A 16,639-nucleotide genomic window follows, 5' to 3' on the forward strand; every position below is an offset into this window, starting at 1 on the left:
CAACAGGGCGGCATCGGGCAGAGCCTCATAGTCCGTACTCGAGGAGCCCAACAGGGCCACAGCCTCGGCCGCCTGCCTGAGGTCTTCCGCGAGGTTCATCATGTTCCAAGGATACCTTAATGGGCACACGTAGTCGAGAGTATGTCATGTTGTGGCGAAGTATTTTCGTAGTTTTCTTCTACGGACTGTGGCGTTGGCTCGACGGCCCACCCGGGGGGGCCGGGGGCGGTTCCGCGGCGCAGGTTGCAGCTCGCGGCGGATCATCTAACGTGCGCCTGCTTCCGTGAGGAGCGCCACGAGGGGGCAGGTCGGCCGGGCGGGAGCATTCGAAGGTTGGGTCGCCGGGTCTCGACAGGCTCGACCACCGGTTGGGCTCGACCACCGAGGCGAGCTCGACCACCGACATTCCAGACCACCGCGTCGGGACGAAAAAACCCCTCCATCCGGTGGAAACCTGATGAAGGGGATCTGTTGGTGCACCCCCCCGGACTTGAACCGGGAACCCACTGATTAAGAGTCAGTTGCTCTGCCAATTGAGCTAGAGGTGCATATTCCGTTACTCTCCGACCCGGGGCGACCCGAACCGACTCTAGATACTAACAGCCCTATTGCTCCGGGCGCCAATCGAACCGCAAACCGGTGAGTCGCGCCAAAATAACTAGTCTTGGTCTGTGACCATGCCCCAGAACTACGCCCTCGATGACGACCTCCTGCTCGCAACCGAGCTCGCCGATCTGGCCGATGCGATCTCGCGCGACCGGTTCACCGCGATGGACCTCGTTGTCACGACCAAACCCGACCGCACCCCGGTGACGGATGCCGACCAGGCCGTGGAGCGCGCCATCCGTGACGCACTGTCCGTGCGGCGTCCGACCGACGGCATCCTCGGCGAGGAATTCGGCACCGAGGGCTCCAGCGAGCGGCAGTGGATCATCGACCCGATCGACGGCACGGCCGGTTTCCTGCGCGGCATCCCGATCTGGGGCACCCTCATCGCCCTGGCCGTCGATAACGTTCCCGTGGTGGGCATGGTCAGCTCCCCAGCTCTCGGCAGGCGCTGGTGGGCGCGCACCGGCGGCGGCGCCTGGATGACCGACGAACGCACCCCCGGAGCCGGCCCCGTGCGGCTGCGGGTCTCCGGCGTGGCCGAGTTGGCCGACGCCTCACTCAGCTACAACAGCATCCAGCAGTGGGACCAGACCGGGCACCTCGACGAACTGGTCAGGCTGTCCCGCCAGGTCTGGCGCACCCGCGCTTACGGCGACATGTGGTCGTACATGCTTCTGGCCGAGGGTGTCCTCGACATCGTCGCAGAATACGATTTGCAACCCTACGACATGGCGGCCCTTGCTCCCATCGTGCAGGAGGCCGGCGGCCGGTTCACCTCCGCCGACGGCCGGCCCGGTCCCTGGCACGGCAGCGCGCTGGCCACCAACGGTCTGCTGCACGAGCCGACACTGCTGGCTCTCGGCACCACAACCACCAGAACGGATGCCCCCGCGTCCCCGAACACGTCGGCCCGCTAACCGATGATCCCGCCGCGCACGCACCCCGGAAACCTGCCCCTGCTGATCGCGGCGGCCTGCGTCCTGACCGGCAGCCTCACCGGTTGCAGCGTGATCGGCGACATGCTGCCGACCCCCGTCCGCAGCGTGGCCTCCGTGCCGGCATCCGCTCTCGGGGAGGTCACCGAGGTGACCGATCTTCGTGTCGGAGACTGCCTACGCGAAGTCGTGGAGGGGCTGGACGTGAACGCCTCGGCCCTTCCACTCGTGCCCTGCAGCGAGCGGCACGAGTTCGAGGTGTACGCCCGGTTCCCCGTCGCAGGAGAAACCTTCCCCGGCGACAACGCCGTGACCGCGGCAGCGGAATCCGGCTGCGGGTCGCGGTTCGCGGAGTTCGTGCTGCTCGAGTATCGGGTGTCGAGCCTGGACTTCGCCTACCTCACCCCGACGGAGCAGAGCTGGGCCGGAGTCGATGACCTGAACGACCTCGACGACCGGACCGCCCCTGGCGGCCGCGAGGTGTCCTGCCTGATCACCGATCCGGCCGGCGCCCTGACCGGCACCCTGGCCGGCGCGGCACGTTGACCTGCGGTCGTCTCGCTGCGGGCCCTAATATTCCTGGCGACGCCCCCGAGTGTGAGTTGGCAACCCCGCGCAGGCACCTACGCCGCCGCGCCGCGCCGATCAGGGGTAATAGGCCCGGACCAGTTATTCAGCATTTGAAATGATACTTTTGAGGTAATCCCTCAATTGCTTGGAGTCAGTATGCTATCCACCCAGTCAACACCCCTGATCGAAGCGACTCTGCCCCTGGTAGGCGAGCGCATGCCCGAGATAGCGAAGAACTTCTACAGCCGGATGCTGACCGCTCACCCCGAACTGTTCGACGGTCTGTTCAGCCGTTCCAACCAAAAGAACGGCTCACAGCAGCAGGCCCTGGCCGGCAGCATCGCCGTCTTCGCGACCTACCTGGTGCAGAACCCCGACACCACCCCGGAGGCCATGCTCTCCCGCATCGCCCACAAGCACATCTCCCTCGATATCCAGCCCGAGCAGTACGACATCGTCTACAAGTACCTCTTCGAGGCCATCGCCGAAGAGCTCAGCGACGTCATCACGGCCGAGATCGCCGGCGCCTGGACCGAGGTCTACTGGCTGATGGCCCACGCCCTGATCAAGATGGAGAAGGGCCTTTACGCCGGCCTCGCCAGCGACAAGCCGCTCGCCCCCTGGACCGTCGTGAAGAAGGAAGTAGCCGGCACCGACGCCGTCACGTTCACCCTCGAGCCGGCCGACGACACCCCCGTGACGCCCGCCCTGCCGGGCCAGTACGTCAGTGTCACGGCCACCATGCCCGACGGCATCCGCCAGGTACGCCAGTACTCGCTGTCGGCCGGCACGGCAACGACCCGCGTCTTCACCACCAAGCTCGACGCCGACGGCGAGGTCTCCCCCGTGCTGCACCGTGACGTTCAGGTCGGTGACACGCTCATCCTCTCGGTGCCCTGCGGCGACATCACCCTCGATCAGGGCACCGGCCCGCTGATCCTGGCCTCGGCCGGAATCGGCTGCACGCCCAGTGCGTCGATCCTGCGCTCCTTGGTCGACTCAGGCTCGAAGCGCGAGGTACTCGTTCTGCACGCGGAGAGCAACCTCGAGCGCTGGGCACTGCGCGACCAGATGAGCGAAGACATCGCACTGCTCGAAGCCGCCGAGCTGGAACTCTGGCTGGAAATCCCGAGCGAGGGCCACCACGAGGGCTTCATGACTCTGGAGAATGTGACGATCCCCGAGGATGCCTCGGTCTACCTCTGCGGTCCGCTCCCGTTCATGCGCAGCCTCCGCTCACAGGCGCTGGAGTCCGGCGTGCCAGCCGACCGCATCCACTACGAGATCTTCGGCCCTGACCTCTGGCTCGCCGGCGTCTGACCCAAGCGCAGTACCCGACCCACGTAAAGCGTCGGCGGGGCCTCAGGGTTCGCTGTCCCATTCGGTGCCCTCGAGGTCCCCACGCAGGGTTCCGGTGGCCTCGTCGACCGCCTCGCCGACGGTGTCCGCGAACCGCTCCGGCGGGAACCGTCGGCTGAGGCCGTAGTCGCGCAGGTGGTCCTTCACCGGACCCTTCATCTCGGCGAAGATCAGAGTGACCCCGCGTGACGCGAGGAAATCGTCGAGCTCGAGCAGCTCTTCCAGGGCGGTCGTGTCGATGTCGGTGATCGGCTCGGCCGCCAGGATGACCGTGCGCACGCCGCTGCCTGCCTCGGTGACGACGCGACGCACGTAGTCGTCGAAGATCCCGCCGTTGGCGAAGAACAGCGGTGCGTCGAAGCGCACGATGACGATGCCGGGCAACCGCTCACCCTCGGGGTGCCGGGACAGGTCGTGGTACCCGCGCTGCCCATGGATGCGTCCGAGCTCAGCCCGGTACGGTCGCCAGGCGTGGCTCACGAATGCTCCGAGCGAGAGCGCGATCGCCACCCCGATGCCCTCGATCACGCCCACCACCAGAACGCCGAGGATCGACGCGATCGATAGCGCGGCATCCACCTTGTTCATCCGCACGAGAGCGATGAGGCCATTCATGTCGATCAGCCCCGCCGCGGCGACGATGACGACTGCGGCGATGCTCGCCGACGGCAGGAAGTCGGTGAGGCCGGGTGCGAGCAGCATGAACACCACGATCAACATGGCCCCGACGACCCCGGTGAGCTGCGTGCGCGAGCCCGCGCTCTCCGCGACGGGCGTGCGCGACGACGACGCCGAGATGGCGAAGCCGCCGGACAGGCCGCCCGCGATGTTCGACAGGCCGATCGCCGCCATCTCCTGGCTACCGTCGACATTCTCGCCCCGGCGCGCGGCGAACGTGCGCGACAGCACGGCGGTGTCGGCGAACGCAATCAGGGCGACGCCGAGGGCGGGTAGCGCCAGTGCCGCAACATCCGCCCAGACCAGACCGCCGAGCGCCGGCGAGGGCAGGCCCTGCGGCATCGCGCCGACGACGGGAATGGTGTTCTGGAGCCCCAGCACGGCGGTCAGCACGGTCGCCAGCACAACGGCCACGAGAACACCGGGAATTTTCGACTTGCCCCAGGACAGACCGACAATGATGAACAGCGATCCGAGGCCGAAAAGCAACGCGGTGGGGTTGACCTCTCCCCCGGCGATGCCGCTTCCGATGGCGATCACGTCGGCGATCAGTGGACCCGACTCGATCGAGAACCCGAGCAGCGCCGGCAGCTGGGAAACGATCACCAGCAGTCCCAGGGCGTTCAGGTAGCCGACCCGGATGGGCTTGGAGAGCAGGTCGGTCACGAACCCGAGACGCAGGAGTCCACCCAGCAGGAGTATCAGGCCGACCATGATCGCGAGCAGCCCGGCCAGGGCCACGGCGCGGTCGTCGTCGCCGAGTGCGAGCGGTAGGATCACGGCCGCGATGATCGGCGCCAGGGCCGAGTCGGGACCGAGCACCAGCACCCGCGACGGCCCGAACACGGCGTAGGCCGCGAGGGGAATGATCGTGGCGTACAGGCCCGTCTCCGGTGGGAGGCCCGCCACCTCGGCATAGCCGATACCCACCGGGATGAGCAGGGCGGTGAGCACGAGACCTGCCCTCAAGTCGGGGAGCAGCCACGCGCGCCGGTAGTTGAGTGCGGTGTCGACGCCCGGCACCCATTTCCTCACCCACGCAGCCGCCATGCAGTTCCTCCCGGCCCCATCTTCCCCCATAACCACGCGCAAAAAGGCCCGAACCCCCGTGAGGGTTCGGGCCTTGCCGCTCGTCAACGTGTGACAGCAACCGATGGTGGAGATGCGGGGAATTGAACCCCGGTCCACTGCTGTGGTCATATGCCTTCTACGGGTGTATCCAGTGAAATCGTTCTACTCGGCCCCGGAACTTGCCACTGGCATCTGATCCGACGAGCCCAGCCCTCGTTTAAGTCCCCCTACACCCCGCGGCTCAGAGTAGGAGCAATCTCTCTAAATGACGTCAGGATCCGGGTAGAGAGCATTCCCGGTCTGGCGGACTTCTTAGTGCGCTCGCTTAGGCAGCGAGGGCGAAGTCAGTGCGGTTTGATTTGGCACTTATTGTTTTGCAGAGATCGTTTACGAGATAACCCTGCATCCTCGACCCGCTTCTCATAATTGCGCAGGCAATGTCGAAACCGATCATCCCCCTGTGCACTCACTGCCGGCATGCCGGCATTCGAGTGGGTTACTGTCACACGCTGTTGAATTGTCAATCTGCTGCATCGAGTTCTGCACATCCCGATCAGATCGACCGTTTCGTACAGCCCTTTAGCTTACAACACGCAGGGGCGGATGGCTAGTCGCCCAGGTTATTACGGGCGGAGATGGCCCGGTCGGACTCGCGCTTGTCTTGACGCTCGCGCAACGTCTGGCGCTTGTCGTACTCTTTCTTGCCCTTGGCGACCGCGATCTCCACCTTGGCGTTGCCGTTCTTGAAATAGAGCCTCAGCGGAACGAGCGTGTAGCCGCCCTCTTTGGTCTTGTGGCTGATCTTGATGATCTCCTGCTTGTGCATCAGCAGTTTGCGCTTGCGCCGCGGCGGGTGGTTCGTCCACGTGCCGGCGACGTACTCCTGGATATGCACGGCGTCGAGCCAGATCTCGCCGTTCTCGATGAAGGCGTAGCCGTCCACGAGCGAGGCCCGGCCGGCCCGGAGTGATTTCACCTCGGTGCCGCTGAGCACCATTCCGGCCTCGTACGTCTCCTCGATGAGGTAGTCGTGGCGTGCCTTGCGATTGGTCGAAACGACCTTCTCGCCAATTTCCCTGGGCACGGCATGCTCCTCAACTCGGTGTGGGTTCGACGCGGTGCCGACCAGCCCATCAGTCTAGCGCGCACTGGGGCGGGTGAGGGGACTGGGTGAGGGTAGGTCAGACCTTCAGATAGCGCGTGATGGCGAATTGCGCGGAAAACGCCGCCAGCACCGCGCCGACGACTAACAGGATCGGAACCACCACCAGGGCGTCTTGCATGCCGACGAGCGAGAAGTTGGTGAGTCGGGCGCCCAGGTAGCCCTGCACGAACCAGTACACGAGGCCGAGCACGGCACCTCCCGCCAACAGCGATCCCAACAGGGCCGCGAACACGCCCTCCAGGATGAAGGGCGTTTGAATGAACCGGTTGGATGCCCCGACCAGCCTCATGATGCCCAGCTCGCGCCGCCTGGAGAACGCGGACAGACGGATGGTCGTGGCAATCAACAGCGCCGCCGCCACGAGCATCAGGGCGGCGATGCCGATCGCGGTGTAACTGGCCACGTTGAGCACGGAGAAGATCTGGTCCAGGTACTTGCGTTGGTCCGCGACGTTCTCCACTCCGGCGATGCCGGACAGGCCTTCCACGAGCACATCCGACTGTGAGGGGTCGTCGAGGTTGACCCAGAAGGTCTCGTTCAGCTGGTCCGCGGTGACGTAGTCGACAACCGGGTTGTCGGCGAACTGCTTCTTGAAGTTCTCGAAGGCCTGGTCGTGGGTCTCGAAGTAGTACTTGTCGATGAACGGGGACAGGGTGGGCGATTCGAGCTGCGCCTTGACCGTGTCGATCTGTTCGGGCGTGGCCTCACCGGCCGTGCACGTTTCCCCCGAGGAGATGGCGGTGCACATGTAGATGCCCACCTGGGCACGGTCGTACCAGAAGTTCTTCATCTGGCCGATCTGCATCTGCATCAAAATCGCGGCGCCGACGAAGGTCAGCGAGATGAAGGTCACGAGCACCACGGAGACGACCATGGAGGCGTTGCGGCGCAGGCCGTTGGCGGCTTCGGAGAGCACGAGTCCGAGTCTCATCGGGTGGGCCCTACATTCTGTTCGCCGGTCTGGTCCGGTTTCTCGCCCGGCGCACGCAGCCCGAGCTTCTCGGCCAGGGTCAGCTGTTCCGGCACGTCGTGGTGGGTGATCGGAAGGGCCGGCCGGGTCATGGCCCGGCTGAGGTCGGTCGTGGGAGCGCCGTCGACGGCATCCGTTTCTGCTTCTGCTTCTGCTTGCGCGTCCGCTTCCGCATTCGCTTCCCGGAGCGATCCGTCGTCACGGGGCAGCAGCTCGGCCGGGCTCTCCGCGGCTGAGAACGATGCTGCGGCGGGCTCCTCGACCGGCACTGCGGTGGGCTCCTCGACCGGCACTGCAACCGGCACTGCGGCGGGCGCCTCGACCGGCACTGCAACCGGCACAGAGGCGCGCACGGGCACCGCGGGGAAGGTCAGGGGCGGGTGCTCGACGGGCAGAACCTCGGAAGCGGGCACGTCCGCAGCCGGGGCGAACGCCGATGCCGGGGCCGGGGCCGCAGCCGGACGCGCGATGCCTGACGTTCCGCTGGGCGCCGACGGGGCCGAGCGACGGCCGGTGCCGGCCGTGGTGGTCGGGATGGCCGCGGTGGCGTAGCCGCCCTGGCGCTCGTCGCGCACGATCCGGCCGCCGACGAGTTCGATCACGCGGCGCTGCATCTGGTCGACGATGCCGGCCTCGTGGGTGGCCATGATCACGGTGGTGCCGCCGGCGTTGATGCGCTCGAGCAGTGCCATGATGCCGGCGCTGGTGGTGGGGTCGAGGTTTCCGGTGGGCTCGTCGGCCAGCAGGATCTGCGGCTTGTTGACGATGGCGCGCGCGATGGCCACGCGCTGCTGCTCACCGCCGGAGAGTTCGTGGGGCAGCCGCTGGGCCTTCTCGGCCAATCCGACCATCTCGAGGGTGTCGGGCACGGCTTCCTGGATGAACCCGCGCGATTTGCCGATCACCTGCAGGCTGAAGGCGACGTTGTCGAAGACGCTCTTGTTCGGCAGCAGGCGAAAGTCCTGAAAGACGACCCCCATGTTGCGGCGGAAGTACGGCACTTTGCGGTTGGAGATCGACCGCAGGTCCTGTCCGAGCACGTGAATGCTGCCGCTGGTGGGCCGATCTTCCTTCAGCACGAGGCGGAGGCAGGTCGATTTCCCCGAGCCGGAAGCACCGACCAGAAAGACGAACTCTCCGCGCAGCACCTCGACGCTGATGGCGTCCAATGCCGGTCGGTTCGTTCCCGGATACTTCTTGGTGATGGTGTCAAAACGAATCATGGCCCCTTGAGCCTAAGCAGGCATCCTGATAATTCCTACTCCGACATACCGAACCGGCGATAGGAGTCGCAGATCGAGGCTCTAATCCTGCGGTGCCTGCTTGCGCCAGCGGATGCCCGCGGCGATGAAACCGTCGAGGTCGCCGTCGAACACCTGGCTGGGATTGTTGACCTCGTAGTTGGTGCGCAGGTCCTTGACCATCTGGTAAGGCGCGAGCACGTAGCTGCGCATCTGGTCGCCCCAGCTGGCCGTGATGACCCCGGCCAATTCCTTTTTGGTGGCGGCTTCCTGTTCGCGCTGCAACAGCAGGAGCCGGGACTGCAGCACGCGCATGGCGGCGGCCCTGTTCTGGATCTGGCTCTTCTCGTTCTGGCAACTCACGACTGTGCCCGTGGGCAGGTGGGTGATGCGCACGGCGGAGTCGGTGGTGTTCACGGACTGGCCGCCGGGGCCGCTGGAGCGGAAGACGTCGACGCGGATATCGTTCTCGGGCACCTCGATCGACTCGGTCTGCTCGATCAACGGCACCACCTCGACGGCGGCGAAGGAGGTCTGGCGCTTGCCGGCGGAGTTGAACGGGCTCATCCGCACGAGGCGGTGGGTGCCGGCCTCGACGCTCAACGTGCCGAAGGCGTACGGCGCATCCACCTGGATGGTCGCGCTCTTGATGCCGGCCTCTTCGGCGTAGCCCACGTCGAGCACCTGCACGGGATAGTTGTGCTGCTCGGCCCAGCGCAGGTACATGCGCAGCAGCATCTCGGCGAAGTCGGCCGCATCGACGCCGCCGGCGCCGGAACGGATGGTGATGACCGCCGGGCGCACATCGAATTCGCCGTTCAGCAGCGTGTGCACCTCGAGGTCGCCGAGCACCTTCGTGATGCTCGCGAGTTCCGCGGTGGCCTCGTCGGCCGATTCCTGGTCACCCTCGGCGTTGGCAAGCTCCACCAGTACCTCGAGGTCGTCGAGGCGAGACTCGATGCTCACGATGCGGGCCAGCTCCGACTGGCGGTGGCTCAGCTCGCTGGTCACCTTCTGCGCATGGTCGGAGTCATCCCACAGGTCGGGCGCACCGGCCTGTTCATTCAGGTCGGCGATATCGGTGCGGAGTCGATCGATATCGATCACCGACCGGATGTCGTCAAACGTGGCCCGCAGTGCGGCGATCTGCTCCGAGAATTCCAGCTCAATCATGTCGGACCCCAGCCTACCGGGCCGCCCCGTCACCGCATCCGTTCTCGGGCCCGCTGAGCATCCGGACGGTCGTTGTGCCCGGCCGGGGATAGCATCGAGGAGCCATGAGTAACGCCGAGCGTCCGTTCCAAATGCGCTCAGTCGCACTCGCCGCGTTCTTGCCGACCCTCCTGTTCTCGATCGGGGAGGGTGCGATCATCCCGCTGATCCCGATCGTGGCCAATGATCTCGGAGCCACGCTCGCGATAGCCGGGTTCATCGCCGCCATGATCATGGTGGGCGAACTGGCCGGGGATATCCCCAGCGGCTGGGTAGTTTCCCGCATCGGCGAGCGCAACGCCATGATCTGGGCATCCCTGCTCGCGATCATCGCCGTGCTGATCTGCATCGTCGCCACCAACCCCCTCGTGCTGGGCATCGGAATCTTCTTGATCGGATTGGCCACTGCAGTGTTCGCCCTGGCCCGGCACGCTTTCATGACCAGCTACGTGCCACTCGCCTACCGGGCCCGTGCGCTCTCGACCCTCGGCGGCATCTTCCGCGCCGGCTGGTTCATCGGCCCGTTCATCGCAGCCGCCCTGCTCAGCCTCACCGGCAGCACCGAGTCGGTGTTCTGGGTGTTCGTGGTCTGCTGCCTTGGCGCGGCCGCGATGCTGCTGCTGCTGCCCGATCCCGAGAGCACCTTCGGAGGCCCGCAACTGGTGAAGGCGCCCGACGGCTCCGTCGTTCCGGCCGGCCGGGAGCTCGCGGCCGAGGAATCCCAGGGCCTGTTCCGCACCATCTGGGGCTACCGGGCGGTGCTGCTGCGCCTCGGCACGGGCGCGGGCCTGATCGGGGCGATGCGCGCCTCCCGCACGGTGCTGCTCCCGCTCTGGGCGGTCAGCATCGGCATCAGCGTGCCCGACATCGCGCTGATCATCGGCATCGCCGGCGCTGTCGACTTCGCCCTCTTTTACGTCAGTGGCCAGGTCATGGACCGCTTCGGCCGGATGTGGACCGCCATCCCATCGATGATCGGCCTGGGTGCCGGGCATCTCATCCTGGCGTTCACACACGACCAGCCCAGCAACGTGGCGTGGTTCATCGCCGTGGCCATGATCCTGTCCCTCGCCAATGGCATCGGCAGCGGCCTCCTGATGACGCTCGGCGCAGACCTGGCCCCGAAGAACACCAGCCCTGCCCCGTTCCTGGGTGCGTGGCGCTTCACCGCCGACCTGGGTGGCGCGGTCGCTCCGCTGGCCGTGGCCGGCCTGACCGCGGTCGCCACCATCTCGATCGCCAGCGGCGTGATGGGTGTGTTCGGCCTGTTCGGCGCCGTGATCCTGGGCCGCTACATTCCCCGTTACGCGCCCCGCCGCCCGCGCCTGTAACCCTGAGTCGGCTCGGTACCGCCCGCACTGAATCCGGGGAATAGGCGTCCGACCGTGGGCGTTGTATGGTTCCATGCCTCTCATCGGAGAATACGAGCCCGGCACCCAGAAGTGGGTGCGCGACCAGGTCGATCTCTATGAACGTTCCGGCGGAACGGAGGGCACCACCCTCCGTGGGATGCCCGTCATCGTGTTGACCACCCGTGGGGCCAAGTCGGGCAAGTTGCGCAAAACCCCACTGATGCGCGTCGAGCATGACGGTGTCTACGCCGCGATCGCCTCCCTCGGCGGCAGCCCGAGGAACCCCGTTTGGTACGGCAATGTGGCGGCCCACCCCTTCGTAGAGCTGCAGGATGGCCCGGTTCGCCAGGACATGCTGGCGCGCGAGGTCACCGGCACCGAGCGCGCCACGTGGTGGGAACGGGCCGTGGCCGCATTCCCCGACTACGGCGACTACGAGAGGAAGACCGACCGGGTCATCCCGGTGTTCGTGCTTGAACCCGTTGCCGCCACAGCCCCCGCCTCCTAGCGGTGGCACGCGCGAAGACCCGTGGACCGCAGCTTGACCGCACCATGCTGGCCGGCCTGCGCGATGACGACGGCAGCGTCCTCCGCGCCATCCACGGCCTCGAAGGACTGTGCGGCGCCACCATCGACGACGCCCGGCTCGGCCTCCTCGCACCCGTTCTCGCCGCGCACCAGGGCGTCATGGTCACCTGAGTTCTCAGAGCCGGGGCGCCGCGGGATCACGCCCCGATCAGGGAATCGCGCCCGCGATGATCTCGAGTTCAGACTTCGGTTTATCGCGCTGGCTGGCGATTGCCGCGCCGGCCGCCACGCACACCACAACGATGGCGATCTGCTGCTGCAACAGGAACGTCTCCCCCAGCACCAGCGCGCCGAACAGGGCCGCGATCACCGGGCCGAAGCTGGTGATGATCGCGTAGAGGCGCGGGGTGATGCGCCGCAGGATGTAGGTGTCCAGCGTGTACGGGAACGCCGACGAAAGCACGCCGATGGCCAGCAGCAGCCCGATCACACTCCAGTTCAGGGTGGTCCAGTCCACTGTGAGCAGCGCAAACGGCACCAGCAGCGTCAGGCTCACGACGCTGGCCACGGAGATGCCCTCGAGCCCGGGGAACGACACCGCCACCTTGCGGGTCAGCAGAATGTACGCCGCCCAGGACGCCGCCGCGGTCAGGGCGTAGACAATTCCGAGCACGTTCAGCGCCCCGTCAGACCAGGTCAGCAGGAACACTCCGCCCGCCGCGGCGGTGGCGTAGACGAAGTCGAGCAGGCGCCGCGACGAGGCAAGCGCCAGTGCGAACGGCCCGAGGAACTCGATCGTGGCGGCGATGCCGAGACCGAGCAGGTCGACGGCTTCGTAGAAGGTGAGGTTCATCACCGCGAGCACGACACCGAGGGCCAGGGCAGGCCACAGGCGCCGCCAGCTGAGTCCGGCCAGTTTCGGCCGATAGAACGGCAGCACAGTCGCGGCCATCACCAGCTGCCGCACCGCCACCACGACGGGCGAGCCGACCAGCGGAATGGCCAGTCCGGCCAATGACGAGCCGAAGTTGATGCTCACCTCGGTGACGACCTGAGCGCCGGCACCGGTGAGGCGGTCGCGCTTGGCCGTCACGATTCTCCTCCCCCGGCGCCTGGGCAGGCGCGTCTCGCCAACGCTAGCGGAACACCGACCGCGCCACCGCCGTGACCTCCAGCGGCACCCCGGAAAGCAGCAGTACGGCCAGCACCGGCGGACGCCAGTAGGCGCTCAGCGACACCGTGGCGCTGACCCCGTCAACGGATGCCGCCCCGTTCACCGTCACTTCCTCCATCCGGCCGTGCGGGGCGGCTGCGAGATACTCCTCCGCGGCCGCCCGCACGCCGACAGACGACAGGGAAGGTCGCAGTCCCGCGCCCGAGCCGTCGGCCGTGACGGCCATCGCGCCCAGGTCGAACGCTTCAGCCCCGGCGAGCGCTGCGCCGTCCGCGAGGGTCAGCAGACGTTTCCGCTCCAGGTAGAGAGAGGTCGCGGCCACGACGACGAGGATCAACAGCAGGGACAGGAAACCATAGAAGATCGTCAGGATCAGCGTCGAGCCCTCCTCGTCGCCGGGCCGAAACGGCAGCCGCCCCTGTGAACGTGCCACACGTGATCCAGCAAGCGCACCCGTGACCGCCGAGCCCGCGCCACCGCCGTTCATCCGGCCCGCCAAAATCGCGACACCGTCTGCGTGGCCTGCGCCTGCAGAGGCACGCTGGCCGAGTCGCGCAACGCGAGTAGGTCAGGCAGGAGCGGCAAGGCCACCCGGATGCGCACGGTCACCGTGACCGTGCCCTGCCTGGTCAGGCATCCGTTCACCCCGTCCTCGCAGGCCACCTCCACCTGGGCGCCCGCCGGGTCGATGCCATAGTCCGTGAGCCCGAATTGCACGGCCCGATCGGCCCGGGCCTTCGCCGCGGCCTCATCGGGCGCCTGTACGTAGACGCGGGCAGCCTGGCGCGCCGCTCCCTCCACGGCCAGGGCGCCGCCCTGCAGGGTCGCCATCGTCAACACCAGGTAGACGAGCGGCACCAGCAGTATCAGCCCGGCCGTGATGAACTCCAAAGAAGCCGAGCCCCGCTCGCTGTGCACCGCGCGCATACGCCAACGACCACGCTGGTTGCGATTACCGCAGGTTCTCGGCGGCCGCATGCCCCACCACCTCCAGCCCGCGATCGACGCCGAACAGGGCCAGCAATGGCAGCGGCGCCACGACGCGCACCTGCACGCTCGGGAATCCGCCGTAATCCGCGTAGCTGGCCTCCACATCGGTCGCATACGCCGAGCCGATCGACATCGTGATCAGCTCACGGGTGCGGGCCGCCCCCTCGCCCAGCCCACTGTCGGCGAGCGCGGCGTACCGTGCGCCCTCGGCGGCGGCGTCGAGAACGGTGTTGCGCACGAGCAGCGCCAGCCCCAGCTGCATGACCCCGAGCGTCAGCACGGTCAGCAGCGCCCCAACCATCACGAATTCGGCGGCCGCCGAACCGTCTTCAGCACCGAGCAATCGGGCCTTGCTCCCCCGCGTGCGCGTCACAGCCGGTCACATTCCGCTGACCCGGTCGATCGCCTGCTGGAACACGCCGCTCAGGGCAGGCCCGGCCAGACCCCAGATGATCATGACCAACCCGGCCGTCATCAAGGTGATCAGCACCCAACCGGGCACATCGCCGCGTTCGTCACCCCCGGCATTGCCCCACCGGTCGCGCAACCGTCTCTGCAGTGTCTTCATGATGGGCTCACTTTCTCTTGTGGGGACAGTGGTTCTCTCGATGGGTGCAAAGGGCAGTGGTTCAGAACCCGCTCTGCAGGATGAACAGACCGGGAAAGATCGCGAACAAAATAGTCATCGGCAGGATCAAGAACACGAGCGGCACCAGCATGGCCACCTCTTTCTTGCCTGCAACCTCGATCAGCCCCCGCTTCGCCTCGTCGCGAGCGTCCTGCGCCTGGGCGCGCAGCACCTCCGCGAGCGGGGTGCCGCGGTCGAGCGCACCCGTGACCTGGTCGACCAGACGGGTCACCGCGGGCAGAGCGATCCTGCGTGACAGCGACTGCAGGGCTACGGCGAGCGGCACCCCCGTGCGCACATCCGCCACCACGCCCGCCAGCTCCCGCGACAGCTCGCCCGTGCTCGTGCGCGAGACCCGGGCGAGCCCGTCCAGGATTCCCTCCCCCGCCGACAAGGACAGCGTCATGAACTCGAGCACGGTCGGAAATTCGCTCTGCATGCGCGCCAGCCGAGCCGTAGCGGTGCGGCTGAGCATCCAATCGCGGACCAACGCGCCACCCGCCGCGGTGACCACCGGCAGGCAGAGCTGCACGAACAGCGGCAGCGACCGGAACGCGGGCAGCGCCACGACCGCCCCGGCTCCGGCGGCCAGGCCCACGAGCGCCCAAACCACTTGCTCCGACCGGAACTCGTCGGTGCTGCGGACCGACCCCGACTGTCGCAGTCGCCGCTCGATCGTCTCCGTGCCGCCGAGAACGGCGCCGAATGCGCGTTGGAGGGCCCCGAACAGGGGCGCGAACAGGGTGCCGAGCACCGGCAGAGGATGCACCGTCGTGCGCCCCACGAACAGCCGCGCCTCCGCCGATACGTCGAGGATGTACGGCGCCAGCCGCTGCGCGAGGCGCGGGCGGCTCAGCCGGGGCACCAGGCTGGCGAGCGACCAGAGCCCCAGGCCCAGCGCGGTGCCGCAGACCAGCGCCCAGGCCTGCGCGGTGCTCACTTGAACCACCGGCGTTCCTCGGGCAGCCGCCCCAGCGCCACCATCAGGCGGTAGGCGACCACAGATACCCCGAGTCCGCCGACGATCACGACCACGCCGGCGGAGGTGTTGTAGGCGACCGCCGCTTCCGGCCGGGAGGCCAGGAGCAGCAGCACGATCCATGGTGCGGCCACGCCCAGCCGCGCCGCGTTGACGATCCAGGACTGGCGGGCCTCGACCTCGGAGCGGATGGCGGCGTCCTGGCGAAGCCAGGCGGAGAGGCTGCGCAGCACGACAGTGAGGTCGCTGCCACCGACTTCCCGGGCCATCCGAAGCGTCTCCAGGATGCGGTCGGCCACCGGGTCGGCGAGGGACACCTTGAGCCCGTCGACGGCGGAACCGAAGTTGCCGGTCGCCTGGTACTCCCGGGCGAATTCGGCGAAGGCGGGCCGGGTCGACAGCGGGCCGGCGCCGGCCAGGCTGCCCACGCTGTCGGGCAGCGCGAGCCCCGACCGCACCGCCGACACAAGGTGATCGACGACGTCGGGCCACACGGCGCGGTTCGCCCTCCGCCGGGCGCGCACTCGCCAGGTGACCATCAGGGTCGGCAGGGCCAGCCCACCGAGCGCGGTGCCGATCGACAGGGCCGCGATGCCCAGGAGGGCCTGGGTCAGCGCCGACACGGCCAGCCCCAGAACCAGGGAGAGGGCAACGAAGGCCGGCAGGGGAAGGTTGCCGAGCCCGGCCTGGGCGAGGTGCGCCCGCAGTCTTCCCGTTGTGCGGGACCGGGTCCTGCCTCTGGTGCGCGGCCAGAGGAACGGAGCGGCGAGCAGGAGCAGCCCGGCACCGAGCAGTCCTCCGAGTGCGAGAGTCATGCGGCCCCGGCCCGCAGCACGATGGCCGGATCGAGCCCCGCCGCGTGGAACTTGGCGAGCTTCGTCGGGTAGCCCCCGGTCGGCTCGAGCAGGCCCCGCTGCGCGAGGAAGATCGGGCTCGCCTCGATCATCGCCCCCGACAGCTGCCCGCTCGGCGCGAGGATCTCCGTCACCCGGCGCCGCCCGTGCCGGTCGATCTCGCAGTGCACGACGATGTCGATGCAGCCCGCCACGGTCGGCAGAACGAACGAGGAGTCGATGTTGCGGCCCGCCAGCAGCGGCAGGGTCGACAGCTTGCCGAGCGCATCCCGCGCACTGTTGGCGTGGATCGAGCACATTCCGGGCAGCCCGGACATTACAATA

General features: G+C 67.4%; 19 protein-coding genes, 1 tRNA gene and 1 other RNA gene. 6 read left to right on the top strand and 15 right to left on the bottom strand.

Features of this window, described 5'->3' with window-relative positions:
* Positions 1–472: 472 nt before the first annotated feature.
* Positions 473–548 (bottom strand) — tRNA-Lys (locus E3T28_RS14675).
* A gap of 129 nt (positions 549–677) precedes the next feature.
* On the opposite strand from E3T28_RS14675, the gene hisN reads away from it, so the two are divergent.
* The 3 genes from hisN to E3T28_RS14690 all read left to right on the top strand — a co-directional run bounded on the left by hisN (position 678) and on the right by E3T28_RS14690 (position 3,434).
* Positions 678–1,526, top strand: coding sequence for a histidinol-phosphatase (gene hisN / locus E3T28_RS14680; RefSeq protein ID WP_134432801.1), 849 nt, complete (start codon positions 678–680; stop codon positions 1,524–1,526).
* Positions 1,527–1,529: 3 nt separating this feature from the next.
* A complete protein-coding gene (locus E3T28_RS14685; protein ID WP_134432681.1) occupies positions 1,530–2,090 on the top strand; it encodes a hypothetical protein in 561 nt (186 codons plus the stop codon).
* 180 nt (positions 2,091–2,270) lie between these two features.
* A complete protein-coding gene (locus E3T28_RS14690) occupies positions 2,271–3,434 on the top strand; it encodes a globin domain-containing protein (protein ID WP_134432683.1) in 1,164 nt (387 codons plus the stop codon).
* Between the two features lie 42 nt (positions 3,435–3,476).
* Here the strand turns inward: E3T28_RS14690 and E3T28_RS14695 are convergent, their stop codons facing one another.
* The 6 genes from E3T28_RS14695 to prfB all read right to left on the bottom strand — a co-directional run bounded on the left by E3T28_RS14695 (position 3,477) and on the right by prfB (position 9,771).
* On the bottom strand, positions 3,477–5,201 hold the full coding sequence (locus tag E3T28_RS14695) for a SulP family inorganic anion transporter (RefSeq protein WP_134432685.1): 1,725 nt from the start codon (positions 5,199–5,201) through the stop codon (positions 3,477–3,479).
* 104 nt (positions 5,202–5,305) lie between these two features.
* Positions 5,306–5,680, bottom strand: a transfer-messenger RNA (tmRNA) gene (gene ssrA / locus E3T28_RS14700).
* Positions 5,681–5,829: 149 nt separating this feature from the next.
* Positions 5,830–6,306 (bottom strand): SsrA-binding protein SmpB, encoded by a 477-nt coding sequence (gene smpB, locus E3T28_RS14705; RefSeq protein WP_134432687.1) that lies wholly within the window; start codon positions 6,304–6,306, stop codon positions 5,830–5,832.
* Between the two features lie 97 nt (positions 6,307–6,403).
* Positions 6,404–7,318: a permease-like cell division protein FtsX gene (gene ftsX, locus E3T28_RS14710; protein ID WP_134432689.1), complete on the bottom strand. Its 915-nt coding sequence runs from the start codon at positions 7,316–7,318 to the stop codon at positions 6,404–6,406.
* Positions 7,315–8,580 carry a cell division ATP-binding protein FtsE gene (gene ftsE / locus E3T28_RS14715; RefSeq protein WP_134432691.1) on the bottom strand — a complete coding sequence of 422 codons (1,266 nt, stop codon included), beginning with the start codon at positions 8,578–8,580 and terminating at the stop codon, positions 7,315–7,317. The genes ftsX and ftsE overlap by 4 nt, the downstream gene beginning before the upstream one ends.
* 81 nt (positions 8,581–8,661) lie before the next feature.
* Positions 8,662–9,771, bottom strand: coding sequence for a peptide chain release factor 2 (prfB, locus tag E3T28_RS14720; protein ID WP_134424968.1), 1,110 nt, complete (start codon positions 9,769–9,771; stop codon positions 8,662–8,664).
* A 104-nt stretch (positions 9,772–9,875) separates the two neighbouring features.
* Here prfB and E3T28_RS14725 point away from each other — a divergent pair, with 104 nt between their 5' ends.
* The 3 genes from E3T28_RS14725 (at position 9,876) to E3T28_RS14735 (ending at position 11,861) form a co-directional block, all read left to right on the top strand.
* On the top strand, positions 9,876–11,141 hold the full coding sequence (locus E3T28_RS14725; RefSeq protein ID WP_134432693.1) for an MFS transporter: 1,266 nt from the start codon (positions 9,876–9,878) through the stop codon (positions 11,139–11,141).
* 73 nt (positions 11,142–11,214) lie between these two features.
* The gene (locus E3T28_RS14730) at positions 11,215–11,670 is read left to right on the top strand and encodes a nitroreductase family deazaflavin-dependent oxidoreductase (RefSeq protein WP_134432695.1); all 456 of its coding nucleotides are present in this window, start codon (positions 11,215–11,217) and stop codon (positions 11,668–11,670) included.
* 2 nt (positions 11,671–11,672) lie between these two features.
* The gene (locus E3T28_RS14735) at positions 11,673–11,861 is read left to right on the top strand and encodes a hypothetical protein (RefSeq protein WP_134432697.1); all 189 of its coding nucleotides are present in this window, start codon (positions 11,673–11,675) and stop codon (positions 11,859–11,861) included.
* A gap of 37 nt (positions 11,862–11,898) precedes the next feature.
* Here the strand turns inward: E3T28_RS14735 and E3T28_RS14740 are convergent, their stop codons facing one another.
* The 8 genes from E3T28_RS14740 to E3T28_RS14775 all read right to left on the bottom strand — a co-directional run bounded on the left by E3T28_RS14740 (position 11,899) and on the right by E3T28_RS14775 (position 16,632).
* A complete protein-coding gene (locus E3T28_RS14740) occupies positions 11,899–12,783 on the bottom strand; it encodes an EamA family transporter (RefSeq protein ID WP_241979370.1) in 885 nt (294 codons plus the stop codon).
* Positions 12,784–12,826: 43 nt separating this feature from the next.
* Positions 12,827–13,297: a pilus assembly protein TadG-related protein gene (locus tag E3T28_RS14745; protein ID WP_241979371.1), complete on the bottom strand. Its 471-nt coding sequence runs from the start codon at positions 13,295–13,297 to the stop codon at positions 12,827–12,829.
* A gap of 50 nt (positions 13,298–13,347) precedes the next feature.
* Positions 13,348–13,755: a hypothetical protein gene (locus E3T28_RS14750; protein WP_241979372.1), complete on the bottom strand. Its 408-nt coding sequence runs from the start codon at positions 13,753–13,755 to the stop codon at positions 13,348–13,350.
* Positions 13,756–13,816: 61 nt separating this feature from the next.
* Positions 13,817–14,197 carry a TadE/TadG family type IV pilus assembly protein gene (locus E3T28_RS14755; protein WP_241979373.1) on the bottom strand — a complete coding sequence of 127 codons (381 nt, stop codon included), beginning with the start codon at positions 14,195–14,197 and terminating at the stop codon, positions 13,817–13,819.
* A gap of 36 nt (positions 14,198–14,233) precedes the next feature.
* Complete coding sequence (locus tag E3T28_RS14760) at positions 14,234–14,422, bottom strand: hypothetical protein (RefSeq protein ID WP_134432705.1); 189 nt, start codon at positions 14,420–14,422, stop codon at positions 14,234–14,236.
* A 61-nt stretch (positions 14,423–14,483) separates the two neighbouring features.
* Positions 14,484–15,431: a type II secretion system F family protein gene (locus E3T28_RS14765; protein WP_241979374.1), complete on the bottom strand. Its 948-nt coding sequence runs from the start codon at positions 15,429–15,431 to the stop codon at positions 14,484–14,486.
* Positions 15,419–16,276 (bottom strand): type II secretion system F family protein, encoded by an 858-nt coding sequence (locus E3T28_RS14770; protein ID WP_134432707.1) that lies wholly within the window; start codon positions 16,274–16,276, stop codon positions 15,419–15,421. The genes E3T28_RS14765 and E3T28_RS14770 overlap by 13 nt, the downstream gene beginning before the upstream one ends.
* Complete coding sequence (locus E3T28_RS14775; RefSeq protein ID WP_134432709.1) at positions 16,273–16,632, bottom strand: P-loop NTPase family protein; 360 nt, start codon at positions 16,630–16,632, stop codon at positions 16,273–16,275. Before E3T28_RS14775 ends, E3T28_RS14770 begins: the two co-directional genes overlap by 4 nt.
* Between the last annotated feature and the right edge of the window lie 7 nt (positions 16,633–16,639).

The sequence above is a fragment of the Cryobacterium sinapicolor genome (assembly GCF_004403465.1).
In the GTDB taxonomy this organism is placed as follows: Bacteria; Actinomycetota; Actinomycetes; order Actinomycetales; family Microbacteriaceae; genus Cryobacterium; species Cryobacterium sinapicolor.

Coding starts and splice junctions, on each gene's coding strand:
- hisN (WP_134432801.1), top strand. CDS start 678: ATGCCCCAGAACTACGCCCTCGATGACGACCTCCTGCTCGCAACCGAG.
- E3T28_RS14685 (WP_134432681.1), top strand. CDS start 1,530: ATGATCCCGCCGCGCACGCACCCCGGAAACCTGCCCCTGCTGATCGCG.
- E3T28_RS14690 (WP_134432683.1), top strand. CDS start 2,271: ATGCTATCCACCCAGTCAACACCCCTGATCGAAGCGACTCTGCCCCTG.
- E3T28_RS14695 (WP_134432685.1), bottom strand. CDS start 5,201: ATGGCGGCTGCGTGGGTGAGGAAATGGGTGCCGGGCGTCGACACCGCA.
- ftsX (WP_134432689.1), bottom strand. CDS start 7,318: ATGAGACTCGGACTCGTGCTCTCCGAAGCCGCCAACGGCCTGCGCCGC.
- ftsE (WP_134432691.1), bottom strand. CDS start 8,580: ATGATTCGTTTTGACACCATCACCAAGAAGTATCCGGGAACGAACCGA.
- prfB (WP_134424968.1), bottom strand. CDS start 9,771: ATGATTGAGCTGGAATTCTCGGAGCAGATCGCCGCACTGCGGGCCACG.
- E3T28_RS14725 (WP_134432693.1), top strand. CDS start 9,876: ATGAGTAACGCCGAGCGTCCGTTCCAAATGCGCTCAGTCGCACTCGCC.
- E3T28_RS14730 (WP_134432695.1), top strand. CDS start 11,215: ATGCCTCTCATCGGAGAATACGAGCCCGGCACCCAGAAGTGGGTGCGC.
- E3T28_RS14760 (WP_134432705.1), bottom strand. CDS start 14,422: ATGAAGACACTGCAGAGACGGTTGCGCGACCGGTGGGGCAATGCCGGG.
- E3T28_RS14770 (WP_134432707.1), bottom strand. CDS start 16,276: ATGACTCTCGCACTCGGAGGACTGCTCGGTGCCGGGCTGCTCCTGCTC.
- E3T28_RS14775 (WP_134432709.1), bottom strand. CDS start 16,632: ATGTCCGGGCTGCCCGGAATGTGCTCGATCCACGCCAACAGTGCGCGG.